Here is a 13,872-nt window from a genome sequence, read left to right on the forward strand (position 1 = left end):
TTGGGCTGACTTGCACGGGGAGGGGGCGTCGCGTAACGTCCTGTTACTTTCCAGACTGACGATTTCCCCGCCCTCATGCTCACGAAACGCCGCCTCCTGCAAGCCTTCGCCGCCACCTTCTGCGCTTCGGGCGCCTGGGCCCAGGATGCGTCGCGTGCACGCAGCGCTCCCCGCGCTGCCGCGGGCCCCGCGGCGTGGCCGAACAAGCCGGTGCGGCTCCTGGTCGGGTTCCCGGCCGGCGCTTCGCCGGACCTCGCGGCCCGGGCCATCGCCGAGCCGCTGTCCAAGCTGCTCGGCCAGCCGGTGGTGGTCGAGAACCGCCCCGGCGCGAGCGGCAATCTCGCGGCCGACCAGGTCGCGAAGGCGCAGGACGACCACACCATCGGCGCGCTGATCAACGGCAATCTCACGATCGCGAAGCTGCTCAATCCGAAGACGCCCTTCGATCCCGAGAAGGACTTCTCGCCGGTCAGCCTGATCGGCACCGCGCCGCTGGTGCTTGCGGTGTCGGGCGACGCCGAGGGCTCCAATCCCGAACAACTGCTGCTGTGGGCGCGCAACCTCGGCGATACGGGCAAGTACGGCACGCCGGGCGTCGGTACCGTCGGCCACCTGGGCATGGAGCTCTTGAAGACCCGCACCAGCATCCGCGCGGTGCATGCGCCGTTCACCGGCAACCCCCAGGTCATCGAGGCGATGCTCGCCGGCAAGATCCAGCTGGCGCTGCTGCCGCCGGGCCTGGCCAAGCCGCACGTGAAGTCGGGCAAGCTCAAGGCGGTGGGCGTGACCTCGCCGGAACGCAGTCCGCTCTTTGCCGAACTGCCGACGCTGCGCGAGGCCAATGTGCGTGGCGCCGATCTCGAAATCTGGACCGCGATCGCCGCGCCTGCGAGCCTGCCGCAGGCCGCGGTCGCCAAGCTCAATGCCGCGCTCTTGGAGGTCGTCCACTCCACCGAAGTCAAGGAGCGCCTGCTATCCGCCGGCTGGCAGGCGAATGCGGGCACGCCGCAGTCGCTGGCCTACCGCATGCGCACCGACACCACGCAGCTCGGTGGCGTGATCCTGATGCGCGGCATCCGCTCGGACGCCTAGGCGCCGCTACAGCAGGCGCGAAATCGTCCGCGCCGAATCCAGGAGCGCAGGCAGCATCGTTTCCTGCATCACCTTCGCGCTCGTGCGGTTGGCCTGTCCGCTGATGTTGAGCGCCGCCACGGTGCGGCCGGCGCGATCGACGATCGGCGCCGCGATCGAGATCAGGCCTTCCTCCAGTTCCTGGTTGACCAGGCACCAGCCCTGCCGCCGCGCCTGCATCACCTTGGCGAAGAGCGCGTCGAGGTCCGTCACGGTGTGCTTGGTGAAGGCCTCGCGCGTCGAAGCGGACAGCCGCTCGTGGATCTCGTCGTCGTCGAGATCGGCGAGCAGCAGCCGGCCCATCGAGGTGCAGTAGGCCGGCAGGCGCGAACCCACGCCGAGGCTGAGCCGCATGATCTTCTGCGTCGGCACGCGCAGCACGTAGACGATGTCGGTCGCATCGAGCACTGCGGCCGAACACGATTCCCGCACCTGCTGGACCAGCGCTTCCATGACGGGCTCGGCGCGGTCCCAGATCGGCATCGACGAGAGGTACGCGAACCCCAGGTCGAGGATGCGCGGCGTGAGGCTGAACAGCTTGCCGTCGGACGCCACATACCCCAGCGTCTGCAGGGTGAGCAGGATGCGCCGCGCCCCTGCCCGCGTGAGGCCGCTCGCGGCCGCGACCTCGGTGAGCGTCTGGCGCGGCGCCTTCGAGCTGAAGGAGCGGATCACCTGCAGCCCGCGGGCGAAGGACTGCACGTAGCTGTCGCCGGGTGCGGGTGCAACGGGTTGTTTCTTGTGGGTTGCCATGGGTGGGGATCTTCTCTAGAATTCATTATACGAACACTTGTTCGTCTATCGAACAAATCGACGACATGTTCCCAAGCCAGGGCGTTCGAGTTCTCAACCGGCTTCTTCCCTTCCCGAAAGACAGATTCATGATCAACAAGATCGCGCGCTCGATCGCCGACGCGATGGCCGGCATCCAGGACGGCGCCACGGTGCTGATCGGCGGATTCGGCACCGCCGGCATTCCCGGCGAGCTCATCGACGGCCTGATCGAGCAGGGCGCCAGGGACCTCACCGTGGTCAACAACAACGCAGGCAACGGCGACACGGGCCTGGCCGCGCTGCTCAAGGCGGGCCGCGTGCGCAAGATCATCTGCAGCTTCCCGCGCCAGGCCGACAGCTACGTCTTCGACGAGCTGTACCGCACGGGCAAGCTCGAACTCGAACTGGTGCCCCAGGGCAACCTGGCCGAGCGCATCCGCGCCGCCGGCGCAGGCATCGGCGCCTTCTTCTGCCCGACCGGCTTCGGCACGGAGCTCGCGGGCGAGCGCGAAACGCGCGAGATCGACGGCAAGCAGTACGTGCTCGAATACCCGATCCGTGGCGACGTCGCGCTCATCAAGGCCGAGCGCGGCGACCGCTGGGGCAACCTGAGCTACCGCAAGGCCGCGCGCAACTTCGGCCCGGTGATGGCCATGGCCTCGAGCCGCACCATCGCCACCGTGCACGAGATAGCCGAACTCGGCGAGATGGACCCCGAGACCATCGTCACGCCCGGCATCTTCGTCCACCGGATCGTCAAGATCGACCGCGTCGCCACCCAGGCGGGCGGCTTCAAGAAGGCATGAACATGTACTCCCACACTCATCACTTCGTGTATTCGTTGCCCCCCGAGGGGGCGCATGCCTCCCTTGAGGCGGCTCGGCGGGAGGCATGACCATGACCAACTACGTCCGCCGCACCAAGGACCAGCTCGCCGCGCGCGTCGCGCAGGACATCTTCGACGGCGCCGTCGTCAACCTCGGCATCGGCCAGCCGACGCTGGTCGCCAACCACCTGCCGGCCGGCCGCGAAGTGATCCTGCACAGCGAGAACGGCATCCTCGGCATGGGCCCTGCGCCCGCCGAAGGGCAGGAGGACTACGACCTCATCAACGCCGGCAAGCAGCCCGTGACCCTGCTGCCGGGCGGCGCCTACTTCCACCACGCCGACAGCTTCGCGATGATGCGCGGCGGCCATCTCGACATCTGCGTGCTCGGCGCGTTCCAGGTGTCGGCCACCGGCGACCTCGCGAACTGGAGTACCGGCGAAGAGGGCGCAATTCCCGCCGTGGGCGGTGCGATGGACCTCGCGATCGGCGCCAAGCAGACCTGGGTCATGATGGATCTGCTGACCAAGAAGGGGGAAAGCAAGATCGTCGAGAAATGCACCTATCCCCTGACCGGCATCGCCTGCGTGAAGCGGGTGTACTCCGATCTCGCGACCATCGAATGCACGCCTTCGGGCCTGAAGCTGATCGACAAGGTCGACGGCCTCGGGCATGCCGAACTCGAAAAGCTGGTCGGCCTGCCGATCGCCGTTTGAATCGAATCCCTGAACCGACTCGAGAGAGACACACATCATGACCAATGAAGCCTTCATCTGCGACGCCATCCGCACGCCCTTTGGCCGCTACGGCGGCGCGCTCGCTAGCGTTCGCGCCGACGACCTCGCCGCAGTGCCGATCAAGGCCCTCATGGAGCGCAACAAGAACGTCGACTGGCAAGCGGTCGCCGACGTGCTCTACGGCTGCGCCAACCAGGCCGGCGAAGACAACCGCAACGTGGCGCGCATGGCCGGCCTGCTCGCGGGCCTGCCGATCGAAGTCGGCGGCGGCACCATCAACCGCCTGTGCGGCTCGGGCCTCGATGCGGTCGGCAGCGCCGCGCGTGCGATCAAGGCGGGCGAAGCCGGCCTGATGATCGCGGGCGGCGTCGAAAGCATGAGCCGCGCGCCCTTCGTGATGCCCAAGGCCGAGAGCGCCTTCAGCCGCAACAACGCGGTGTACGACACCACCATCGGCTGGCGGTTCGTCAACAAGCTGATGAAGGCGCAGTACGGCGTCGATTCGATGCCCGAGACGGCCGAGAACGTCGCCACCGACTACAAGATCGAGCGCGAGGCGCAGGACCGCATGGCGCTGGCTTCGCAGCAGCGCGCCGTCGCGGCGCAGAAGTCCGGCTTCTTCGTCGCCGAGATCGTGCCCGTCAGCGTGGCGCAGAAGAAGGGCGATCCGATCATCGTCGCCAAGGACGAGCATCCGCGCGACACCAGCCTCGAGGCGCTGGCCAAGCTCAAGGGCGTGGTGCGCCCCGACGGCACCGTGACTGCCGGCAATGCCAGCGGCGTGAACGACGGCGCCTGCGCGCTGCTGCTCGCCGACGAAGCGACGGCAGCCAGGAACGGCCTCACGCCGCGCGCCCGCGTGGTCGGCATGGCGACCGCCGGCGTGGCGCCGCGCATCATGGGCATCGGCCCCGCGCCGGCGACGCAGAAGGTGCTCGCGCAGACGGGCCTCAAGCTCGACCAGATCGACGTCATCGAGCTCAACGAAGCCTTCGCCGCGCAAGGTCTGGCGGTGCTGCGCCTGCTGGGCCTCAAGGACGACGACGCCCGCGTCAACATCAACGGCGGCGCGATCGCGCTCGGCCATCCGCTGGGCGCCAGCGGTGCCCGCCTCGCGACCACCGCGATCAACCAGCTGCACAAGGGCGGCGGCCGCTATGCGCTGTGCACGATGTGCATCGGCGTCGGCCAGGGCATCGCGGTCATTCTCGAGCGCGTCTGATTCCTTCGCCCGCGGCGCCGGTCCACACCAGCGTCGCGGCGGCGAGGTCTTCGAGCGCGCTGCCGACGGCCTTGAACACGGTGCGCTCCGACGCCGAAAGCCTCCCGGGCCGTTCGGCTCGACAGAGCTGCGCGAGCGTGGCCTGGATGCCATCCGGCGCGAGCGTCTTGGCGGCGAATGCGTCGAGCAGGTCGCCGGCCTTGGTGGGCGCTTCATCGGTATCGACGAAGACGCGCGCATCGGCGAAGCAGGAGGGGGCGGCCTCCTTCATCGCAGGCGTGAAGCTGCCGATCAGGTCGAGGTGCGATCCGGGCGCAAGCCATTCGCCGCGGACCAGCGGCGCGGTCGCGAGGGTTGCGCAGCTCACGATGTCGGCGGCATGCACCGCGGCCGGCAGGTCGTCGACCGCTTCGGCATCCCAGCCCGCCTGCCGCCATTGCGCAGCCAGCGAGCGCGCGCCCTCGGGCCGGTGATTCCAGACGCGCAGCCGGCGGATCGGCCGTGCGATCGCATGGGCCGCCGGCAGCAGGCGCGCGATGCGGCCGGTGCCGAGCACCAGCAGCGTCGATGCATCCTCGCGCGCGAGATACGAAGCGCCCAGCGCCGATGCCGCGGCAGTCCGGTGCGCCGTGATCTCGTTGCCGTCCATCTGGGCCAGCGGCACGCCGGTGTGCGCGTCGTACAGCACATAGGTCGCGTGCAGCCCGGGCAGTCCATGCGCGCCGTTGCCGGGAAAGATGTTGATCGTCTTGATGCCGAGGAAGCCGGCCTCGCTCCACGCCGGCATGATCAGCACGGTGCCGCGGTCATCGCCGCACGCGACGGTGTGCACATGGCGCGGCGGCACCGAGGTGTCGGCCGCGAACGCTTCGCGCAAGACAGGCACGAGCCGGTCGAAGGCAAGGTGGGCGCCGGTCCGCTTCGCGTCGAAGGTCTGCATGAGTGGAGAATGTAGCCTTCGCGCTTCCCCTCTGCCGCGCTGCCGGCCGTCCTCATCTTGAGCCTTCCCGCCATCACCGACCCGCACTTCTATGCGGTTGCCATTCCTGCCGTGCTGCTGCTCGGTGTCAGCAAGAGCGGCTTCGGCGCCGGCTTCGGTTCCCTCGCGGTTCCGCTCATGGCTCTGGCCGTGACCGTTCCGCAGGCGGCCGCGATCCTCATGCCGGTGCTGCTGCTCATGGACCTGCTGGGGCTCGCCGCTTTCCGGCGCGACTTCGACAGGCGGCTGCTGTGGTTCCTGGTTCCGTGCGGGCTCATCGGCACCCTGGCCGGCACGCTGCTCTTCAAGGTGCTGCCCGCGCACACCGTCGCGGGCATCGTCGGGGTGTTCACGCTGGTCTTCCTTGCACAGCGGCTGATGTTCCCGTCGAAGCCGGACTCGCCCTTGCCCTCGAAGACCACCGGCGCGCTGCTGACCGCGATCAGCGGCTTCACCAGCTTCATCGCGCACGCGGGGGGGCCGCCGGTGACAGCCTACGTGCTTCCGCTGCGCCTGTCGCCGCTGGCCTACACCGCCACGATGGCCTATTTCTTCTTCGTCGTGAATCTCAGCAAGTGGGTGCCGTATGCGTGGCTGGGCCTGCTCGACTGGCGCAATCTCGCGACCTCGCTGGTGCTGCTTCCGATCGCGCCGCTGGGCGTGTGGGTGGGCGTTCGCATCGCTCGCCGCATCGATGCCAGGTGGTTCTACCGCTTCGTCTACCTCGGCATGCTGCTGACCGGCATCAAGCTCACGTGGGACGGCTTCGTCGCGTGACCGGCGAGCGATGTAATGCAAATCTCTACGATTGTCGCGATGTCCGCGTGTGGGGCAGAATTTCGGTATGTCCGCCCCGTCGACGACGCCCGCCAACCTCAATGACGACGAGCTCCAGAACCTCGCGTCGGAGTGGCGTATTCGCGCGATGCAGGGTGATCAGCTTGCGCTTCGCATGGCGCAGGCGCTCGAGGCGGAGCAACGCCGCCGCATTCGCGATACCGGCCTGCAGACCCTGCCGCCGGCCGCTTCCTCGATGTATGCGCGCAAGACGCCCTGGTGGAAGTTCTGGTGAGTACGATTGATTTCAGTATCGGCTTGGCACTGCTGAGCCTGTTCGGGGCGACCTTCCTGTCCAATATCCTCGCCTACTTTCGGGACCGGGCTCGCGTGCTCGACCCGATCACGCGCGAGGCCCGCGAGCTCCTGATGCGCGAGAGCGCCGCGCCGGTGCCGGACTGTCCGACCTTGTCGGCCGCGCACTGGGCGCGACTGGAGGCGATGCAGCCCGGCTGGCGCAAGCCGGCGATGCAAACGGCGCGCAAGCGCTACCACGAGGCGCGTTCCGCCTACGCGCGCCACGACTTCAACGGCGAGCTCTACTACCCGAACCCCGCGCGCGTCGCCGAGGCCGCACACGAAGTGCTGCGCATGACGGAGCGCTTCTAGCCTGAAGTTCCCCGAAGCGGCGAGCGAGATTCCTTTGTGACTCAAGCACTTGCTTGAGTTGGCCAGGAAGTTTTCTGTCTACGGCTTGATGTTTTGCACGAGCGCGAGGGCGCGCAGGTGAAGTGGCTGCGCGTTGGTGAGCAGCTCGAAGGTGGGCGCCTCGGGGGCTGCGTTGGGCGCGCGGCAGGTATTGCGCACGAGGGTGGCGAGCTCGGCCATCAGGGTGGAGAAGCTGTGCGCGGGCGTGCCGTCCTCCAGTGCGTGGTGCGACGCCTTCGCCTGAGCGGCCTTGGAGCGCGTGGCCGGTGCCACGGGGTCACGCGCGGCCTTGGCCTGCTGGTCGGTGTCGGCGAACATCAACGCGCGCCAGGCCTCGCGCATGTGCCACTCGACGTAGTAGGCGAGCATGCACAAGAAGATGTGCGCGCGCACCCGATCGGCCGTGTGGTGATGGATGGGGCGCACCTTCAGATCGATGGTCTTGAGCGAGCGGAACGCACGCTCGACGTTGGCCAGGGACTTGTAGTTGCGCACGCACTCAGCCGAGTCCATCTGCGCCGCGCTCACCGACGTGCGGATAATGTAGATGCCGTCCAGCGCCGCCTCGGCGGCGACGGCGTCTGTCCTGCGCGCGAAGGTGAAGGCGTTCTCGCCGATCACCAATTCGAAGTGCTTGGCGACCTTGTACTGGTTGACGAGCTTGCCCACACGCAGGCCGATCTCGTCCTTGCCGGCGAGCTTGCCCGCATCCACCCGGGCCTTGATCTTCGCGAGGCTGGCCTCAGTGGCTGCGAGCAGTTCCTCGCGCTTGTGCGTGCGCAGCTTGGCAAGCTCCGGATTGCGGCACGCCACCAGGCGCTCGCCGGGGAAGTCCGGCGAGCTCAGTTCGAGCAGGTTGCGCTCGTCGAACAAGCCCAGCTGCAGGTGTCCCTGCTCGACCAGCGCGCGGATCGAGGCGCTCTTCAGCGCACTGATCCAGCCCACGCCCTCGCACTCGCGCATCTCCTGGATGGCCTTGCTGGAGATCATGCCGCGGTCCCCCACCATCACCAACTGCTGGACGCCGAAGGCCTCGCGCAGCCGCTTGACCTCGGGCAGCAAGGTCTGGCTGTCGGCGACGTTGCCCTCGTGCACCGACACCGCCACCGGGCAGCCCCGCGCATCGGTGAGCAGCCCGTAGTTGACCTGCAGCATGCCCTTCCTGCCGTCTCGGCTGTAGCCGAGCCTGGCCAGAGGGCAGCAGTTGCCTTCGAAGTAACTCGACGACAGGTCGTACAGCACCAGGGCGCCAGCGCCCAGGTGGAGCGCGGCGAGCTTCTTCTGGATGCGATCCTGGCGCGCGAGCAGCCAGTCCATCGCCGCGTACAGGTCGTCCTCGTCGGCGTCGGCGACACCGAAGTCCTCGGCCAGCGTGGTGGTGTGCCACCAGCGCGTGGTCGCGAGCTTGGTGTGGGGGGCTGCGATGCGCGCGGCGATCATCGCGAGCACCAGGTCGCGCTCGCGGCAGGGCTTGGAAGAGAGCAGCGAGGCCATCTCCAGGGCCGCCATCGCGGCGCCAACGGCCTGCACATGGCCGTGGGGGCGCGAGCGCGTGATCTCGAACGCCGAGGCCACCGGCACGAAGGTCTCGCCCTGCAGCGAGCGCCGGATGATCTCGATGAGTTCATCGGGCAGGTGCGAGAGATTGCCTAACGTCTCGTTCTTGACCTTGCCGTCCTCGCGGTAGCTGCGACGCAGCAGGTGGGTGCGATAGACCTGGTCCTTGTAGATGCGAGTCGTAGTGACGACGTGAGCGGTACCGGTGCGGGCTGCCATGCTGATCACTTTAGGCGATGCATCTCCAATAGTCAACCTATTTTAGTGACTACATGTTACATCCAAAAAAATCCTCCACAGAGGAGGATTTATCAGCAGCGACAGGTACTTGCCGCCGTTGGCGTGACTACAGAGGGCGGGAACTCCGGTCTAGCGTCCCAGCCCTAGGACTGCGGCAGGTAGATCTTCTGCAGCAGACGGATGAGCGTCTCGCGCTCGCGCGCCGTGAGCCGTGCGCTGGCATCGGCTTCGAGCTGCGTCACGGTACGCTCCGCCTCGCGGATCAGTTCCTCGCCGGCTGGCGTGAGATGCAGGCCGATCGCGCGCCCGTCGTGCGGATGCGGGCGACGCTCGATCAGGCCGCGGCTGTCCATCGCGGCGATCAGGCTCACGAGGTTGGGCGGCAGGATGTCGAGCGTGGCGCAAAGCTGGCGCGAGGTCGCGCCGGGGTTGTGCGCGAGCAGCGACAGCACCGAGAAATCCGCCTGCTTGAGCCCGTAGGCGGCCATGCGTTCGGCGAACACCTGGGTCACCACGAGCCAGGCCCTGCGCGCGTTGTAGCCGACGAAAGTCTCTAGCACGCGGGTATCCAGACGATCGGACCGAGGGGCCTGTGCATGGTGGGGGACGACGGGCGCGGTTTTCTTGCGGGGTGCTGGCATGGATGCGAGGGTAACTGCCTTCGGGGCCCATGCAGGCGGCGTTTTCCCGGGCGGTTCAGGCGGGCAACGGCAGGGTCGCCGCCTCGCAGGCACGCTTGATGATGCCAAGCCGCATCTCGAACTCGGGCAGCACCCAGCGCCGGAAGGCGGCGGCCGGTGCGGCCCACCGGGCGTCGCCCGGCGCGGCGTGTTCGAGCCGGGCCCAGGCCCAGGCCATGAATGCCAGCATCACCACGCGCAGGTAGTCGTCGGCCACCTCGTAGGGAAGCTGCGCATCCTTCTGCGCCGCCATGGCGATGGTGGTCGTGAGATAGCGCAGCTGCGCGAGCCGCCGCTGCACGTCGGCATCGATCTCGCGCGAGGCATCGAGCTCGTCGCGCAGTTCGACCAGCAGGCCCGACATGCCGGCGCCGCCGTCGGCGAGCACCTTGCGCACCAAGAGGTCGATCGCCTGGATCTCGTTGGTGCCCTCGTAGATCATGGTCACGCGCGAGTCGCGCACCACCTGCTCGATGCCCCATTCGCGCACGTAGCCGTGGCCGCCGAACACTTGCAGGCATTCGCTCGCGCCGGTGAAGGCCTGCTGCGTGCAGGCCGCCTTGATGACCGGCGTGACCAGCGCGCACCAGCGCTGCGCCAGTTCGCGCGCCTTGCCGTCTGCATCATGGCGCGCGACATCGAGCTGCACCGCGGTGCGGTATGCGATGGCGCGCGCACCGTCGATCCATGCGCGCTGCGTATCGAGGATGCGGCGGATCGCCGGGTGCTCCGCCACGAGGTCGGCCGATTCGCCGCCACGGCTCGCGGGGGCCGGGCCCGGCGCGCGCATCTGGCGGCGTTCGTGCGCATAGGCGTCGGCCTTCTGCCAGGCCGCATCGAGCAGGCCGATGCCCTGCAGGGCGACGTGCAGGCGCGCGGCGTTCATCATCACGAACATCGCGGCCAGCCCGCGGTTCGGCTCGCCGATGAGCCAGCCGGTCGCATCGTCGAAGCGCATCACGCAGGTCGAGCTGCCGTGCAGGCCCATCTTTTCCTCGATGCGCTCGCAGTGCACCGCGTTGCGCGAACCATCGGGCAGCACCTTGGGCACGAGCACCAGCGAGAGGCCCTTGGGGCCCGCCGGCGCGTCCGGCAGGCGGCACAGCACGAGGTGGACGATGTTGTCGCTAAGGTCGTGCTCGCCGCCGGAGATGAAGATCTTGCCGCCCGAGACGCGGAAGCTGCTGTCGGCCTGCGCGACGGCGCGCGTGCGCACCTGGCCGAGATCGCTGCCGGCATGGGCCTCGGTGAGGCACATCGTCGCGAGCCATTCGCCGGTCGCGATCTTCGCAAGGTAGCGCTCTTTGAGCTCATCGCTGCCATGGTGGCGGATGCACTCGTAGGCGCCATGCAGCAGGCCGGGCGCCATCGTCAGGCCATGGTTCGCGGCGCTGAGCCATTCGTAGAGCACCGCTTCGAGCACCGAGGGCAGTCCTTGGCCTCCGTCGTCTGTCGCGGCCGAGAGTGCCGGCCAGCCGCCATCGACGAAGGCGCGGTACGCATCGCGAAAGCCCGGCGGCGTGACGACTGCGCCATCGATCAGCCGGCAGCCGATCTCGTCGCCGTCGCGGTTGATCGGCGCGATGACTTCGGCAACGAACTTGCCTGCTTCCTCGAGCACCTGGCTTTGCAGCGCTTCGTCGTAGTCGGCAAAGGCGGGCAGGGCGTTCAGGCGGGGCACGGTGCGGAGCACCGCATTGAGGATGAAGCCCACATCTTCGGGGCGAGGTTGGTAGTTCATGGCATCGACTTCAAGGCGTGCGGGTGCGGCAGGCGAAACTCGCTGCCGACTCCGTATCGCCGCCGGTGTAGACCGCGACTTGCGGATAGGGGCACAGCGGCCGCGTGCGGCGCGGCGACCAGTCGGCCGGGATCTCGGGATTGACCGCCGTAGCGCCAGCGCCGCGCGCGGAGGCGATCACGCGCTCGGGGGCCTGGCCCTGCTCGACCCAGTTCACCAGCGCGCTCAGCATGTCGAACTGGTCGGTGGCCGGACCGCCGGCGCAGTGGTTCATGCCCGGTACCGGGAAGTAGCGTGCGAAGGCCGATGCATCGCCACCGTTCGCGCCTTGCAGCCGCTCGTACCAGGCCGCGGTGTCGTCGGACGAGAACACCGGGTCGCTCGTGCCGTGGTAGACGATCAGCTTCGCGCCGCGGTCGCGGAGCTGGGAAAGGTTCGAGGCATCGGGCGGCGACATGAAGGACATCGCCGATTCGCGGTAGATGCCGCTGGCGGCATCGATCAGCGGCGCGTCCTTGTCCATGTCGAAACCGAGCGCGAACGGCAGTCCGCCGGGGCGGTTCGAGAGCGGCAGCGTCGTGAAGATGAAGCCGACCGCGCCCGCATCGCGCGTCGGCGGGCTCGCGAACTTCCATTCGCGCCAGTTGCTGCCGGTCACGCCCGAATCGAACGGAAAGCTGTTGTAGATCGGCTTGCCGGCACTGTTGCGCGCACCCGCGAAGACATTGCCGAGCGCGGTCTTCTGCTGTGGGGTGAGGCATTGGCCGTCGCGCGCGCCGGTGCAGGTCGGCACGTCGGTATCGAGGTGGAAGCGTGCCTGGCAGGCTTTCACGTCGGAGACGATGCCGTCCGCGAGGCCGTCGAGCGCATCGCAGCGCGCGAGCACGCGGTCGGCGACCAGCTTCATCTCGGCGGGCGTGAAGGCGCTCTGCAGATCGGGCTGGCCGGCCGCGGTGGTTGCGCTTGCGACCTTGGCGTATTGCTGCGCGCCGTAGAGCTGGGCCACCGCGGCGCGCGGCAGGTTGTAGCCGGGGTCGCCGGCGAGGACGCCGTCGTACTGCCCGGGCGTGCGCGCCGCCGCGACCATCGCGTGCCGTCCGCCGTTGGAGCAGCCGACGATGTACGACCGGTCGGGGCCGCGTCCGTAGGCCTGCGCGATGAGGTTCTTCGCCATCGGCGTGATCTGCGCGACCGCGTTGTAGCCGTAGTCGAGCCGCGCCTGCGGATCGATGCCGAAGCGCGGGCCGAGCGAACCCGCGTGGCCCGCATCGGAGCTGATGACCGCGAAGCCCATCTGCAGTGCAGTGGTCGTCGGGCCGCCGCCGCCGATGCCGCCCGTCGCCGGGATCACGACGCCATCGAGCCCGCCGTTGGCCTGGTAGAAGAAGCGGCCGTTCCATGCGAGCGGAAGGCGCATCTCGAAGCCGATCGCGTAGCGGTTGCCGTCGACCGGGCTCGTGCGTTCGTTCATGTGGCCCTGCACGAGGCAGTGCGCCGGCACCGGGACGCTCGCGTTGCCGACGCCGATCGTGCCTGCCGCGACCGATGAGACCTGCGTGTAGACCGTGCCCGGCAACGCGGCCTTGGCGGCGAGGTCGTTGCAGGACTGCAGCGCACCGGGCCGCGCCGCGCCGAGCTTCGGCGGTGAGCCCCCCGCGCTGGCACATGCAGCGATCAGGGCAGCAGAGCCCAATGCCGCGGTCCACAGCGGCAGCTTCATCCGTGCATCCATCTTTGCGTCTCCCGGCGACGATTCGCCTCGTTGTCGTATCAGCGCCGCTTGGCGCCGAGGTAGGTGTCGATCACCCGCGAATCGCTCGCGAGCTGGCGCGCTTCGCCTTCGACACTCACGCTGCCCATCTCCAGCACATAGCCGTGATCCGCGACTTCGAGCGCCGCGCGCGCGTTCTGCTCCACGAGCAGGATCGTCACGCCGGTCTGGCGCAATGCGCTCACGGTGCGGAAGATCTCCTGCACCACCAGCGGCGCGAGGCCGAGGCTCGGTTCGTCGAGCATCAGCAGCGAAGGCCGCGACATCAGCGCGCGTCCCACCGCGAGCATCTGCCTCTCGCCGCCCGAGAGTGTGCCCGCGAGCTGCGTGCGGCGCTCCTTCAGGCGCGGGAAGATGGTGTAGACCTCGTCGATGCGTTCGCGCCACTGGCGGTTGCCAAGGCGCACCTGGCGAAAGCCGCCGAGCACGAGGTTGTCTTCCACCGGCATGGTGCCGAACAGTTCGCGCTTCTCGGGCACCAGCGCGATGCCGAGCATCACGCGCTCTTCGAGCGACAGGCCGTCGATCGGCTGGCCGCGGAACTCGATCACGCCCTTGGACGGCAGCACGCCCATCAGCGCATTGAGCAGCGTGGACTTGCCCGCGCCGTTGGGGCCGATCACGGTGGCGACGCTGCCCTGGCCGGCTTCGAGGTCGATGCCGTGCAGCACCTCGGCGCGGCCGTAGCCGGCGCGCAGGTTGCGGATTCGCAGGAGGGGCGTGGTCATG

General features: G+C 68.4%; 14 protein-coding genes. 7 read left to right on the top strand and 7 right to left on the bottom strand.

Going from position 1 to position 13,872, the window contains the following annotated elements; genetic code table 11:
• Window positions 1-75: 75 nt before the first annotated feature.
• Complete coding sequence (locus tag VAR608DRAFT_RS17860) at window positions 76-1,092, top strand: Bug family tripartite tricarboxylate transporter substrate binding protein (protein WP_088955272.1); 1,017 nt, start codon at window positions 76-78, stop codon at window positions 1,090-1,092.
• A 6-nt stretch (window positions 1,093-1,098) separates the two neighbouring features.
• On the opposite strand, the gene VAR608DRAFT_RS17865 is transcribed toward VAR608DRAFT_RS17860, so the two are convergent.
• Entirely contained in the window at window positions 1,099-1,884 is a 786-nt protein-coding gene (locus tag VAR608DRAFT_RS17865; protein WP_088955273.1) for an IclR family transcriptional regulator domain-containing protein, read from the bottom strand.
• A 128-nt stretch (window positions 1,885-2,012) separates the two neighbouring features.
• Between VAR608DRAFT_RS17865 and VAR608DRAFT_RS17870 the strand changes: the two genes are divergently transcribed.
• The 3 genes from VAR608DRAFT_RS17870 to pcaF all read left to right on the top strand — a co-directional run bounded on the left by VAR608DRAFT_RS17870 (window position 2,013) and on the right by pcaF (window position 4,690).
• Window positions 2,013-2,711 carry a 3-oxoacid CoA-transferase subunit A gene (locus VAR608DRAFT_RS17870; protein ID WP_088955274.1) on the top strand — a complete coding sequence of 233 codons (699 nt, stop codon included), beginning with the start codon at window positions 2,013-2,015 and terminating at the stop codon, window positions 2,709-2,711.
• A gap of 85 nt (window positions 2,712-2,796) precedes the next feature.
• The gene (locus tag VAR608DRAFT_RS17875) at window positions 2,797-3,447 is read left to right on the top strand and encodes a 3-oxoacid CoA-transferase subunit B (protein WP_088955275.1); all 651 of its coding nucleotides are present in this window, start codon (window positions 2,797-2,799) and stop codon (window positions 3,445-3,447) included.
• A 37-nt stretch (window positions 3,448-3,484) separates the two neighbouring features.
• Complete coding sequence (gene pcaF, locus VAR608DRAFT_RS17880) at window positions 3,485-4,690, top strand: 3-oxoadipyl-CoA thiolase (protein WP_088955276.1); 1,206 nt, start codon at window positions 3,485-3,487, stop codon at window positions 4,688-4,690.
• Here the strand turns inward: pcaF and VAR608DRAFT_RS17885 are convergent.
• On the bottom strand, window positions 4,671-5,630 hold the full coding sequence (locus VAR608DRAFT_RS17885) for an ornithine cyclodeaminase family protein (RefSeq protein WP_088955277.1): 960 nt from the start codon (window positions 5,628-5,630) through the stop codon (window positions 4,671-4,673). The genes pcaF and VAR608DRAFT_RS17885 overlap by 20 nt on opposite strands.
• A gap of 57 nt (window positions 5,631-5,687) precedes the next feature.
• Between VAR608DRAFT_RS17885 and VAR608DRAFT_RS17890 the strand changes: the two genes are divergently transcribed.
• The 3 genes from VAR608DRAFT_RS17890 (at window position 5,688) to VAR608DRAFT_RS17900 (ending at window position 7,115) form a co-directional block, all read left to right on the top strand.
• A complete protein-coding gene (locus VAR608DRAFT_RS17890) occupies window positions 5,688-6,446 on the top strand; it encodes a sulfite exporter TauE/SafE family protein (RefSeq protein ID WP_088955278.1) in 759 nt (252 codons plus the stop codon).
• A 67-nt stretch (window positions 6,447-6,513) separates the two neighbouring features.
• Complete coding sequence (locus tag VAR608DRAFT_RS17895) at window positions 6,514-6,741, top strand: hypothetical protein (RefSeq protein WP_088955279.1); 228 nt, start codon at window positions 6,514-6,516, stop codon at window positions 6,739-6,741.
• Window positions 6,738-7,115, top strand: coding sequence for a hypothetical protein (locus VAR608DRAFT_RS17900; protein WP_157731042.1), 378 nt, complete (start codon window positions 6,738-6,740; stop codon window positions 7,113-7,115). The genes VAR608DRAFT_RS17895 and VAR608DRAFT_RS17900 overlap by 4 nt, the downstream gene beginning before the upstream one ends.
• 78 nt (window positions 7,116-7,193) lie before the next feature.
• Here the strand turns inward: VAR608DRAFT_RS17900 and VAR608DRAFT_RS17905 are convergent, their stop codons facing one another.
• The 5 genes from VAR608DRAFT_RS17905 to VAR608DRAFT_RS17925 form a co-directional block, all read right to left on the bottom strand.
• Complete coding sequence (locus VAR608DRAFT_RS17905; protein ID WP_088958838.1) at window positions 7,194-8,930, bottom strand: IS1634 family transposase; 1,737 nt, start codon at window positions 8,928-8,930, stop codon at window positions 7,194-7,196.
• A gap of 164 nt (window positions 8,931-9,094) precedes the next feature.
• A complete protein-coding gene (locus tag VAR608DRAFT_RS17910) occupies window positions 9,095-9,592 on the bottom strand; it encodes a MarR family winged helix-turn-helix transcriptional regulator (RefSeq protein ID WP_088955281.1) in 498 nt (165 codons plus the stop codon).
• Between the two features lie 55 nt (window positions 9,593-9,647).
• Complete coding sequence (locus tag VAR608DRAFT_RS17915; RefSeq protein ID WP_088955282.1) at window positions 9,648-11,372, bottom strand: acyl-CoA dehydrogenase family protein; 1,725 nt, start codon at window positions 11,370-11,372, stop codon at window positions 9,648-9,650.
• A 10-nt stretch (window positions 11,373-11,382) separates the two neighbouring features.
• Window positions 11,383-13,104, bottom strand: a complete 1,722-nt coding sequence (locus VAR608DRAFT_RS17920; protein ID WP_088955283.1) for a tannase/feruloyl esterase family alpha/beta hydrolase — start codon at window positions 13,102-13,104, stop codon at window positions 11,383-11,385.
• A 38-nt stretch (window positions 13,105-13,142) separates the two neighbouring features.
• Window positions 13,143-13,871, bottom strand: coding sequence for an ABC transporter ATP-binding protein (locus VAR608DRAFT_RS17925; protein ID WP_088955284.1), 729 nt, complete (start codon window positions 13,869-13,871; stop codon window positions 13,143-13,145).
• Window position 13,872: the final 1 nt, after the last annotated feature.

It is taken from the genome of Variovorax sp. HW608, assembly GCF_900090195.1.
GTDB lineage: Bacteria > Pseudomonadota > Gammaproteobacteria > Burkholderiales > Burkholderiaceae_C > Variovorax.

Excerpts from the sequence above, each read along its gene's own strand:
- VAR608DRAFT_RS17865 (WP_088955273.1), bottom strand. The coding sequence starts at position 1,884 with ATGGCAACCCACAAGAAACAACCCGTTGCACCCGCACCCGGCGACAGC.
- VAR608DRAFT_RS17920 (WP_088955283.1), bottom strand. The coding sequence starts at position 13,104 with ATGGATGCACGGATGAAGCTGCCGCTGTGGACCGCGGCATTGGGCTCT.
- VAR608DRAFT_RS17895 (WP_088955279.1), top strand. The coding sequence starts at position 6,514 with ATGTCCGCCCCGTCGACGACGCCCGCCAACCTCAATGACGACGAGCTC.
- VAR608DRAFT_RS17925 (WP_088955284.1), bottom strand. The coding sequence starts at position 13,871 with ATGACCACGCCCCTCCTGCGAATCCGCAACCTGCGCGCCGGCTACGGC.
- VAR608DRAFT_RS17910 (WP_088955281.1), bottom strand. The coding sequence starts at position 9,592 with ATGCCAGCACCCCGCAAGAAAACCGCGCCCGTCGTCCCCCACCATGCA.
- VAR608DRAFT_RS17875 (WP_088955275.1), top strand. The coding sequence starts at position 2,797 with ATGACCATGACCAACTACGTCCGCCGCACCAAGGACCAGCTCGCCGCG.
- pcaF (WP_088955276.1), top strand. The coding sequence starts at position 3,485 with ATGACCAATGAAGCCTTCATCTGCGACGCCATCCGCACGCCCTTTGGC.
- VAR608DRAFT_RS17885 (WP_088955277.1), bottom strand. The coding sequence starts at position 5,630 with ATGCAGACCTTCGACGCGAAGCGGACCGGCGCCCACCTTGCCTTCGAC.
- VAR608DRAFT_RS17915 (WP_088955282.1), bottom strand. The coding sequence starts at position 11,372 with ATGAACTACCAACCTCGCCCCGAAGATGTGGGCTTCATCCTCAATGCG.
- VAR608DRAFT_RS17870 (WP_088955274.1), top strand. The coding sequence starts at position 2,013 with ATGATCAACAAGATCGCGCGCTCGATCGCCGACGCGATGGCCGGCATC.
- VAR608DRAFT_RS17905 (WP_088958838.1), bottom strand. The coding sequence starts at position 8,930 with ATGGCAGCCCGCACCGGTACCGCTCACGTCGTCACTACGACTCGCATC.
- VAR608DRAFT_RS17860 (WP_088955272.1), top strand. The coding sequence starts at position 76 with ATGCTCACGAAACGCCGCCTCCTGCAAGCCTTCGCCGCCACCTTCTGC.